10 protein-coding genes are annotated in these 8,979 nt (G+C 62.4%); 6 read left to right on the forward strand and 4 right to left on the reverse strand.

The genetic code is table 11. The features are described 5' to 3' along the window. Positions 1-79: 79 nt before the first annotated feature. A complete protein-coding gene (locus ACQRBV_RS14185; protein ID WP_411984748.1) occupies positions 80-934 on the reverse strand; it encodes a LysR family transcriptional regulator in 855 nt (284 codons plus the stop codon). Between the two features lie 89 nt (positions 935-1,023). On the opposite strand from ACQRBV_RS14185, the gene ACQRBV_RS14190 reads away from it, so the two are divergent. Next, positions 1,024-1,467: a multidrug/biocide efflux PACE transporter gene (locus tag ACQRBV_RS14190; protein ID WP_060757212.1), complete on the forward strand. Its 444-nt coding sequence runs from the start codon at positions 1,024-1,026 to the stop codon at positions 1,465-1,467. A 111-nt stretch (positions 1,468-1,578) separates the two neighbouring features. Here ACQRBV_RS14190 and ACQRBV_RS14195 read toward each other — a convergent pair whose 3' ends face one another. Next, the gene (locus ACQRBV_RS14195; protein ID WP_060757213.1) at positions 1,579-2,484 is read right to left on the reverse strand and encodes a LysR family transcriptional regulator; all 906 of its coding nucleotides are present in this window, start codon (positions 2,482-2,484) and stop codon (positions 1,579-1,581) included. Between the two features lie 112 nt (positions 2,485-2,596). On the opposite strand from ACQRBV_RS14195, the gene ACQRBV_RS14200 reads away from it, so the two are divergent. Further along, complete coding sequence (locus ACQRBV_RS14200; protein WP_411984747.1) at positions 2,597-3,448, forward strand: NmrA family NAD(P)-binding protein; 852 nt, start codon at positions 2,597-2,599, stop codon at positions 3,446-3,448. Between the two features lie 3 nt (positions 3,449-3,451). Here ACQRBV_RS14200 and ACQRBV_RS14205 read toward each other — a convergent pair whose 3' ends face one another. Continuing rightward, positions 3,452-4,210, reverse strand: a complete 759-nt coding sequence (locus ACQRBV_RS14205; protein WP_060757215.1) for an SDR family NAD(P)-dependent oxidoreductase — start codon at positions 4,208-4,210, stop codon at positions 3,452-3,454. 106 nt (positions 4,211-4,316) lie between these two features. Here ACQRBV_RS14205 and ACQRBV_RS14210 point away from each other — a divergent pair, with 106 nt between their 5' ends. Then, on the forward strand, positions 4,317-5,213 hold the full coding sequence (locus tag ACQRBV_RS14210; RefSeq protein WP_161549331.1) for a LysR family transcriptional regulator: 897 nt from the start codon (positions 4,317-4,319) through the stop codon (positions 5,211-5,213). On the opposite strand, the gene ACQRBV_RS14215 is transcribed toward ACQRBV_RS14210, so the two are convergent. After that, the gene (locus ACQRBV_RS14215; protein ID WP_060757217.1) at positions 5,210-6,127 is read right to left on the reverse strand and encodes a LysR family transcriptional regulator; all 918 of its coding nucleotides are present in this window, start codon (positions 6,125-6,127) and stop codon (positions 5,210-5,212) included. The genes ACQRBV_RS14210 and ACQRBV_RS14215 overlap by 4 nt on opposite strands. Positions 6,128-6,248: 121 nt before the next feature. Here ACQRBV_RS14215 and ACQRBV_RS14220 point away from each other — a divergent pair, with 121 nt between their 5' ends. From ACQRBV_RS14220 to ACQRBV_RS14230, 3 genes are read left to right on the forward strand one after another with little or no spacing between them, the layout of a single operon-like run. Further along, positions 6,249-7,007, forward strand: a complete 759-nt coding sequence (locus ACQRBV_RS14220) for a 5-oxoprolinase subunit PxpA (protein WP_411984746.1) — start codon at positions 6,249-6,251, stop codon at positions 7,005-7,007. 57 nt (positions 7,008-7,064) lie between these two features. Next, positions 7,065-7,943: a 5-oxoprolinase subunit B family protein gene (locus tag ACQRBV_RS14225; protein ID WP_411984745.1), complete on the forward strand. Its 879-nt coding sequence runs from the start codon at positions 7,065-7,067 to the stop codon at positions 7,941-7,943. Further along, positions 7,940-8,914 (forward strand): biotin-dependent carboxyltransferase family protein, encoded by a 975-nt coding sequence (locus tag ACQRBV_RS14230; protein ID WP_060757220.1) that lies wholly within the window; start codon positions 7,940-7,942, stop codon positions 8,912-8,914. The genes ACQRBV_RS14225 and ACQRBV_RS14230 overlap by 4 nt, the downstream gene beginning before the upstream one ends. Positions 8,915-8,979 lie beyond the last annotated feature (65 nt).

Here is an 8,979-nt window from a genome sequence, read left to right on the forward strand (position 1 = left end):
GTGTCAGTCACAGTATTGGGTGACTGACCGCCGCTATCGGGAGCAAGCCCCCTCCCACATTTTTATTGGGTGGGAAATATCATTCCAACATCTTGGCCAACAACCAACTCCCGGCAGGGCCCGGCGGGTGGTGGCGTGACCATAGCGCATCCACCGCCACCGAACGCGGCCAGCCGCGGGCCTTGAGCTCGACCAATTGCCCGCCGCCAAAGCGCTCCACCAGCCAACGCGGAATCGGTGCCCAGCCGAAGCCCAATTGAGCCATCTCCAATAGCATCAGGTAACTGGGAGCCGACCAGACGCGGCCGTTGGCACGGGTTTCATTCGGGTTGATGATGCTTGCCAGGCGCAATTCGCGGTGTTGTTGCAGGGCGTGTGCGGTCAGCGTGTCGAGCCCGGCCAGTGGATGTTTCGGTGACACGAAAAGGGCAATTTCCGTGCTCTCTTCCACGGGCGCACGGGTCAGGTCCGGCGGATACACCTCCTGGTGCTCGATAAACGCTATCTGGGCCCGACCGCTTTGCACCAAGGCGATCAGGTCTTCGCATTCGGCGATCAGGCATTCCAGCTCCAGGTCCGGGTAGCGTTGTTCAAACGCGCTGAGGGCGATCTCGAAACGGTCGGACTGGTAGGTATCGGACATGGCGATACTCAGCTTGGGCTCCAACCCCTGGGCCAGTTGATTGGCGGCCATTTCCAGGCGACTGCTGGCCTCCAGCACCTGCTCGGCCCGTTGCAGCAGCACATGGCCGGCAGGCGTGAGCGTCGGCTTGCGGCTACTGCGATCGAACAGCACCACATCCAGATCAATCTCAAGACTGGCGACCGCCGCGCTGACGGTGGACTGGCTCTTGCCCAGCTTGCGCGCCGCAGCGGAGAACGAGCCTTGGGTGGCCGCTTGCACAAACGCCTGCAGCACTTCATTGGAGGCCATGACTATCGCCTTTATCGATGGTTATTGGTTATGAAGTATCGGTTCGATGCTGGATTATCGCAACCATCGCCATTCACGGAGCGCAGGTTATGCACCCTACCAAGTCGATTACTGAACGTATCGGTCAAGCCCTGGGTTTTGAGGGCCTGGCCTTGTTGATCTGCACACCGCTGCTGGTGTGGATCACCGGCCGGCCAGCCCTGGAAATGGGCGCGGTGACCCTCGGGTTGAGCCTGTTGGCGCTGACCTGGAACATCATTTTCAACAGCCTGTTCGACCGCCTGAAGGTTCGCCTGCAATTGGCCGGCGGCGCATGGACGCGGGTGTTGCACGCGCTGTTGTTTGAGGGCGGGTTGATTATCGTCGCGGTGCCGTTGATCGCGGCGTGGCTGAATATCAGCCTGATGCAGGCGTTCATGCTCGACATCGGCGTACTGCTGTTCTTCCTGCCGTACACCTATGTGTATCACTGGGGTTATGACGTCATTCGGGAAAAAATCCGCAACAAAAACGCTATCCCATGTAGGAGCTAGCATGCTGTGGCGAGGGAGCTTGCTCCCGTACGACAGCGCAGCTGGCGCCCGCTTTCAGGGGCGCTTCGCACCCCAGCGCAAGCAAGCTTGCTCGCCACAACAAGCGAGCGCCTACAGACAGGTAAGCGAGCCGACAAAGTCCAGGAATGCCCGCACCTTGGCGGCGGGTAAATGCCGCGACGGATAGTAGGCGTACAGCGGAAAACGCTCGTCAGGCCAGTCGGGAAACAACTCCACCAGACTGCCGGCCTTGAGCGCCGGGGCCAGGCCCAGGTCGAGCATCTGGGCCACCGCGTGGCCGTGCTCGCACACGCTGTATAACGTGCTGGCATCGTTGACCACCAGGCGACCATCGGTACGCACGGTCAGTCGCTCGCCGGGGCGGTGGAATTCCCAGGCAAATGGGCGCCCGGTTTGTGAGTCGCGAAAATCCAGGCACATATGGCCGTGTTCCAGATCCTGAGGCACGGCAGGTCGGCCGTACTGTTCAAGGTAAGCGGGGGCGGCGACGGTGAGCACCCGCACCTCCATCAACTGACGGGCGATCAGCGAGGAGGATTGCGGGATGCCGAAGCGAATCGCCAGGTCAAAACCGTCGGCCACCAGGTCGCCGAGTTGGTCGCGGGTGTGCAGGTCCAACTGCAATTGCGGATAGCGGCGCATGAAGTCACCCAGCACCGGGCCCAGCACCAGCCGCGAAAAATACGGGTCGATATTGACCCGCAGGCGCCCGCGCACGGTCAGGGCGCTGTCGGCCGCCGAACTGGCTGCCTCTTCCAGGCCCGCCAGCAGAGGCGCGATGTGTTGATAGAAACGTCGCCCTTCATCAGTCAATTGCACCGACCGTGTCGTGCGGTCGAACAGGCGAATACCCAGGCGTTTCTCCAAGCGCGAAATCGCCCGGCTGACACCGGAGGCCGTCATGTCCAGGCTGTCGGCAGCGCGTGCGAAGCTGCCGCTGTCGACCACCGCCGCCAACACGCCCATGCCACCGGCCAGGCTCGGATCAAAGCTCATTGATGATTTTCCGTCAGGTATGCAATGACACTGATGCTATCGAAGAATCCTACGGTTGCGCAGGATAATTTCCCCATCGCGACACGAGTCGCCTTTGCAGGGGAGAACACTGATGTATGCAGTCACAGGTATCACTGGAAAAGTCGGCGGAGCCGTTGCCCGCACACTGCTCGCCGCTGGGCAGCCGGTACGCGCCGTAGTGCGCAGCGCCGACAAGGGCGTCAGTTGGGCCGCGCGCGGCTGTGAGGTGGCCGTGGCGGAGGTGGATGACCCGCAAGCCATGGCGGAAGCCTTCGCCGGGGTGACGGGCGTGTTCATCATGCTGCCGTCGAATTTCGACCCATCGCCGGGCTTTCCGGAAACCCGCCGGGTGGTGGAAAACATCCGTCAGGCCCTGGCGTGCGCACGCACTGGCAAGGTGGTATGCCTGTCCACCATCGGCGCCCAGGCCACGCAACCGAACCTGCTCAACCAACTGCACCTGCTGGAGGAAGCGGTGGGCAGCCTGGAGTTGCCGGTGACGTTTTTGCGCCCCGGCTGGTTCATGGAAAATGCATCGTGGGATGTCGAGGCGGCGGTGGCAGGGCGGATCTCAAGTTTCCTGCAACCCTTGGACAAACCGGTGCCGATGGTTGCCACGGCGGATGTCGGACGCGTGGCGGCTGAACTGCTGCTGGCACCCAGCCCGCGTATCGTGGAACTGGAAGGCCCGCAGCGCATCACGCCGTACCAGCTGGCCGCCGAATTCGCCCGCGTGCTCGGCAAACCGGTCGACGTAGAAGCGGTTCCCGAGGCGACCTGGCATGCACTGTTCAGCGGCCAAGGCATGCGCAACCCGCTACCGCGGATTCAGATGATCAACGGCTTTAACGAAGGCTGGATCGAATTCGAAGGCACCCCTCGCCAAGGCACGGTCGAACTGGGCACGGTGCTTGGCGAGTGGGTGCAACGCAGCGGCGTGTGAACCTTACAGAAACATGCCGCCTGAGGCTTCGATACGTTGGCCGGTGATCCAGTGGCTGCCATCGGCCAGCAAGCTGGCAATGGCCCCGCCGATATCGTCCGGCAGGCCGGCGCGGCCCAGGGCCGTGTTTTGGGCGACCATCGCATTCAGCGCCTGATTGTCGCGCACGGCGCCACCGCCGAAATCGGTTTCGATGGCGCCGGGCGCCAGGACATTCACGCTGATGCCACGCCCGCCCAATTCCTTGGCTTGATAGCGGGTGAGCACTTCCATCGCGCCTTTCATGGCAGCATACGCCGCATACCCCGGCAGGCTGAACCGCGCCAGGCCGCTGGAGATATTGATGATGCGGCCACCGTCGCGGATCAGCGGCAGCAGTTTCTGGGTCAGGAAAAACGGCCCCTTGAATTGGATTGCCACCAACTGATCGAACTGTGCCTCGGTGGTCTCGGCAAAACTGGCGTGGGCGCCGATGCCGGCGTTGTTGATCAGAAAATCGAAGTGATCCTGTGCGAAAACATCTTTGAGCACGCTGGTGATTTCGCCGACGAAGCCCTCGAACCTGTCGCTGCGGCTGACATCCAGTTGCAGCATGACGGCACGGCCGCCCAAGGCTTGAACCTGCTCGACCACCGCTTGGGCTTCGGCGGTGGCGCTATGGTAGGTGCCGATGATGTCGATGCCTTGTGCGGCCAGGTGCAGCGCGGCGCTTTTGCCCAGGCCGCGGCTGGCGCCGGTAATCAGTGCGATTTTACGGGTCATGGTGATGTCCTCTCAGGTGATCAGTGAGAGGAAGTGTATTTGTCCGTTCATAACGTGATAAACAGCGCTATACCGGAATCACTGGCCGGATAAGGCGAACAATCCCATGAACAAACTTGAGCTGCTGCGCACCTTCGTGCGTGTGACTGAACTGTCGAGTTTCACTCAGGCCGGCGACAGCCTCGGCTTGCCGCGCTCCACCGTCTCCGAACATGTGCAGGCACTGGAGGAACTGCTCGGCGCACGTTTGTTACAGCGCACCACGCGCAAGGTGCAGGCGACCCAGGACGGCCGTGTCTTGTATGAACGCAGCAAGGACCTGCTGGCCCATATGGAGGAGCTGGAAGGCTTGTTCCGCCAGGATGAAACCCAACTGGCCGGGCGTATCCGCGTGGACCTGCCCAACGTGCTGGCGCGGGACATGCTCTTGCCGCACCTGCCGGCATTCCTGGAGCGCCATCCACTGATCGAGATGGAAATCAGCAGTACGGACCGCCAGGTCGACCTGATTGCCGAAGGTTTCGATTGTGTATTGCGCGTCGGCGCGCAACCCGACCAGACCGTGGTCGCACGCCGCGTGTGCAGCATGCCGATGGTCAACTGCGTCAGCCCCGCCTACCTGCAACGTTATGGCATGCCCACGACCCTGGCTGACCTGGCCGAGCATCAATTGGTGCATTACGTGAGGCCCTTGGGCGCACGCTCGGCAGGTTTCGAATATCAGCAGGGCCACAAGGTGGAGCGCGTGGCGATGGCCGGGCGCGTCACCGTCAACAGCACCGATGCGTATCAGGCCGCCTGCCTGGGCGGATTCGGCATCATCCAGGTGCCGCGCCTCGGTATTGAAGAGTTATTGGCCAGTGGAGAGCTGGTGGCGGTGCTGCCGGATTACCCGGCGCCACCGTTGGACGTGTCCTTGCTGTACGCCGGCCAGCGTCATCTGCCGTTGCGCGTGCGGGTGTTCATGGATTGGCTGGCGGCCATCCTGCAAGCCCGGTATTAACGACGTGCCGATAATTGCTGCGGTGCCAGGAAGGCGTCGTGGAAGTAATCGCGGAACGCCTGCATCGGCGGGGTGAAGGCACGCTCGCGGTGCCAGGCCAGGCCCACGCTCATGGGGGTGACCGGATCGGTGACGGTCAGGGTTTCGATGCGCTTGCCTTCCAGGGACCACGGCCGGTGTACCAGGTCTGACAGGATCGCCACACCGCTGCCGTTGGCGACCATGCTGCGCACCGCCTCCACCGAACTGGTGCGCAGCCGCACCTTGGGCGTTTGCCGGGCCTGTTCCCAGTAGCGCATGGCGCTGTGTTCGGCCTCGTCGACGGTGAGCAGAATGTAGGGTTCCTGCGCGACATCCGCCAGGCTTACGGCACTGCGTTCGCACAGCGGGTGATGGCTGGGCAGCCACAGGCGGCGTTCCGAGTTGAACAGGGTTTCAGAGACGATATCGGCATGGGTGAGGTTGGCGGTGAGCACCACGGCCATATCGAACTGGCCATCGAGCAGGCCCTGTTCGATGGCCTGGCGCTCCTGCTCGAAGACCTCGATGCTGACGTCCGGGTGCCAATGTTCCATGCGTTGCAGGTGGTGGGGCAGGAAATAACCCAGCACCGTGTAGCTGGCGGCCACGCGCAGCACACCGCTGGCGCGGTAGTCGGGCAAGGGGCTGTTCAGCGCGTCGTCGACACTGCGCAGGATCACGTAGGCACGGTTGAGAAAATGCCGGCCGGCGTCGGTCAGGTTCATGCCTTGGGCCGAGCGCACGAACAGTTGCACGCCAAGCATGGCCTCCAGTTCCTTGATTGCGGTGGTCACGGCCGACTGGGAGATGTTCAGGTGAATCGCCGCCTGGGAAATCTGGCCGATCTCGGCGGTGGCCACGAAGTAGCGGACTTGGCGCAAGGTCAGGGACATCTGCCACTCCAATGCAGTGAGCTATCTGTTTTTCAGAAGATGAGTCATCTGATAATAGATCTTCCCAAGGGGTCAAGGCGCAGCCTACCTTCAGCCATTATCTTTTGGCGGAGCGACCCCGATGCAGGCAGTGGATTTAAACTCGGACATGGGCGAAAGCTTCGGCCCCTGGACCATTGGCGACGGTGTCGATGCGCAGTTGATGGCCTACATCAGCTCGGCGAATATCGCCACCGGCTTTCACGCCGGCGACCCCGGCACCATGCGCCGTACGGTCGAGCGTGCCAAGCAACTGGGCGTTGCCATCGGTGCCCATCCGGGTTTTCGCGACCTGGTGGGTTTCGGTCGCCGGCATATCAACGCACCGGCCCAAGAGCTGGTGGATGACATGCTCTACCAACTCGGCGCCCTGCGCGAAATGGCTCGCGCCCAAGGGTTGACCCTGCAACACATCAAGCCCCATGGCGCGCTTTATATGCACCTGGCCCGCGACGAAGCCGCGGCGCGGCTGCTGGTGCAGAACCTGCAAATCATCGAGCCGACGTTGCGGTTGTATTGCATGCCCAATTCGGTGATCTGGCGAGTGGCCAAGGAGTTGGGGCAACCGGTGGTGCGCGAGTTTTATGCCGATCGTGAATACGACTTGAGCGGCTCCATCGTATTTACCCGCCAGGTGCGTGCGCTCGATCCTGCAACGGTCGCGGCACGCGTCCTGCGTGCCTGTCAGACCAACCTGGTGCGTACCGTAGAAGGTGAGGATCTGTTTATCGAGTTCGATTCGATCTGCCTGCACAGCGACACCCCGGGTGCCCTGGAGCTGGTGGAAGCCACCCGTGAAGCCTTGGACGAGGCGGGCGTCATCGTCAGAACGCCACAATAAAAAAACGCCCGATTATTTTTTGCCTGCCTTTCTACAATGATTCCAAGAGGAACAGACATGGCTGAAACGTCCCCCATCCGCTACAGCTTCGGCGGTGATGAACACCTGTTTGCCGAGGTCAGCGACAGCATGTCCCTGCAGGCATTTTTCAAAGGCATGGCGGTGACCCGCGCCGTTGAACGCCTGGCCCTGGAAGGCGTGCTGGATGTGTGCCTGGCCAATGCGTCGTTCCAGATCCGCTTCGACCCTGACCGCATCGCGCCCCATGTGCTGCTTGACGCGGTGCAGAGCGCCGAAGCCCAGGCGGTGGCCGAACGCACCTTGCACACGCGCATTATCGAAATCCCGGTGCTCTACAACGACCCCTGGACCCATGAAACCCTGATGCGTTTTCGCGACCGCCATCAAGACCCCGGCAGCACCGATCTGGAGTACGCCGCCCGCATCAATGGCCTGGCCGATGTGGCCGCGTTTATCGCCGCGCACAGTGGCGCCCCGTGGTTTGTGTCGATGGTGGGGTTTGTCGCGGGGTTGCCGTTCATGTTCCAGATGGTCGAGCGTAAGCGCCAATTGCAGGTGCCCAAGTACCTGCGCCCACGCACCGACACGCCGAAGCTGACCCTGGGCCATGGCGGATGCTTTGGCTGCATCTACTCGGTGCGCGGCGCCGGCGGTTACCAGATGTTCGGCGTGACCCCGGCCCCCATCTATGACCCGGCGCAGCAGTTGGCCTATCTCAAGGAGCACATGGTGTTCTTCCGGCCGGGTGACATCGTGCAGTTCAAGCCCCTGGACCGCGAGGCCTACGACTTGGCCGTCGCCGAGGTCGAGGCCGGCCGTTTCGACCTGCGCATTCGCCCAGTGGAGTTTTCCCTCGACGCATTTCTCGCCGACCCCATCGGCTACCCGAAAACCCTGCAGGAGGCACTGGCATGATCAAGGTGCTCAAACCCGGCCTGGCTACCTCAGTGCAGGACCTGGGGCGTGAAGGTTATTACCACTTGGGCATCCCCCCGTCGGGTGCGCTGGACCAGTATGCGTTGAGTGCGGCCAACCACCTGGTGGGCAACCCGATCGGTGCGGCGGGCCTGGAGTGCACGTTGATCGGCCCGCAGCTTGAGTTTCAACAGGACGCGCTGGTGGCGCTCAGCGGTGCGCTGATGTCGCCGCGCCTGGATGGCGAAGTGGTGCATCAGGACACTGCGTTCCAGGTCCGTGCCGGGCAGGTGTTGCGCTTTGAGTTTCCCAAGGCGGGCGCACGTACTTATCTGGCCGTGGCCGGGGGCATTGATGTGCCGCTGGTGCTCGGCAGCCGCTCGACCTACACCCTTGGCGGGCTCGGTGGGTTTGCCGGGCGACGTTTGCAGGAAGGCGATGAACTGCCGATCGGCGAGGCCAGTGGGCGGGGGCGGGCGGGCAATAGTCTGCCGATGGCCTTGCGGCGGTCGGTCGGCGGTGATGTGACGTTACGGGTGGTGCCGGGGTTGTATTACGAGCGGTTGGCCGACGCGGCGAAAAGCAGCTTCTTTGCCGAACCCTGGACAGTCGGGTCCGAGGCGGACCGTATCGGCTACAGATTCAAGGGCGGTAGTGCGTTGAGCTTTCAACCCAGGGAGCAACCGTTTGGTGCCGGGTCCGATCCGTCCAATATCGTCGACAGTTGCTACCCGATTGGCTCGATCCAGGTGCCGGCTGGGCTGGAGCCGATTGTGCTGCATCGGGATGCGGTATCGGGTGGGGGCTACGCGATGATCGGCACGGTGATCAGCGCCGACCTGGATCTGATCGGGCAGATGCAGCCGAACCAGCGCGCGGGGTTTATCGCGGTGACTTTGGAGGAGGCGTTGGAGGCGCGGCGGGTCTATAAAAAGCGCCTGAAAATAATGGGTGGGTTATTCAATACCTGAAGAACACAGAGGACTATGTGGGAGGGGGCTTGGTGGGAGGGGGCTTGCTCCCGATAGCGGTGGGT

Source organism: Pseudomonas sp. R11F, from assembly GCF_050312575.1.
Taxonomy (GTDB): domain Bacteria; phylum Pseudomonadota; class Gammaproteobacteria; order Pseudomonadales; family Pseudomonadaceae; genus Aquipseudomonas; species Aquipseudomonas palleroniana.

What these genes read in the sequence shown, in the direction of transcription:
- ACQRBV_RS14185 (WP_411984748.1), bottom strand. Translation starts at nt 934, where the DNA reads ATGGCCTCCAATGAAGTGCTGCAGGCGTTTGTGCAAGCGGCCACCCAA.
- ACQRBV_RS14190 (WP_060757212.1), top strand. Translation starts at nt 1,024, where the DNA reads ATGCACCCTACCAAGTCGATTACTGAACGTATCGGTCAAGCCCTGGGT.
- ACQRBV_RS14195 (WP_060757213.1), bottom strand. Translation starts at nt 2,484, where the DNA reads ATGAGCTTTGATCCGAGCCTGGCCGGTGGCATGGGCGTGTTGGCGGCG.
- ACQRBV_RS14200 (WP_411984747.1), top strand. Translation starts at nt 2,597, where the DNA reads ATGTATGCAGTCACAGGTATCACTGGAAAAGTCGGCGGAGCCGTTGCC.
- ACQRBV_RS14205 (WP_060757215.1), bottom strand. Translation starts at nt 4,210, where the DNA reads ATGACCCGTAAAATCGCACTGATTACCGGCGCCAGCCGCGGCCTGGGC.
- ACQRBV_RS14210 (WP_161549331.1), top strand. Translation starts at nt 4,317, where the DNA reads ATGAACAAACTTGAGCTGCTGCGCACCTTCGTGCGTGTGACTGAACTG.
- ACQRBV_RS14215 (WP_060757217.1), bottom strand. Translation starts at nt 6,127, where the DNA reads ATGTCCCTGACCTTGCGCCAAGTCCGCTACTTCGTGGCCACCGCCGAG.
- ACQRBV_RS14220 (WP_411984746.1), top strand. Translation starts at nt 6,249, where the DNA reads ATGCAGGCAGTGGATTTAAACTCGGACATGGGCGAAAGCTTCGGCCCC.
- ACQRBV_RS14225 (WP_411984745.1), top strand. Translation starts at nt 7,065, where the DNA reads ATGGCTGAAACGTCCCCCATCCGCTACAGCTTCGGCGGTGATGAACAC.
- ACQRBV_RS14230 (WP_060757220.1), top strand. Translation starts at nt 7,940, where the DNA reads ATGATCAAGGTGCTCAAACCCGGCCTGGCTACCTCAGTGCAGGACCTG.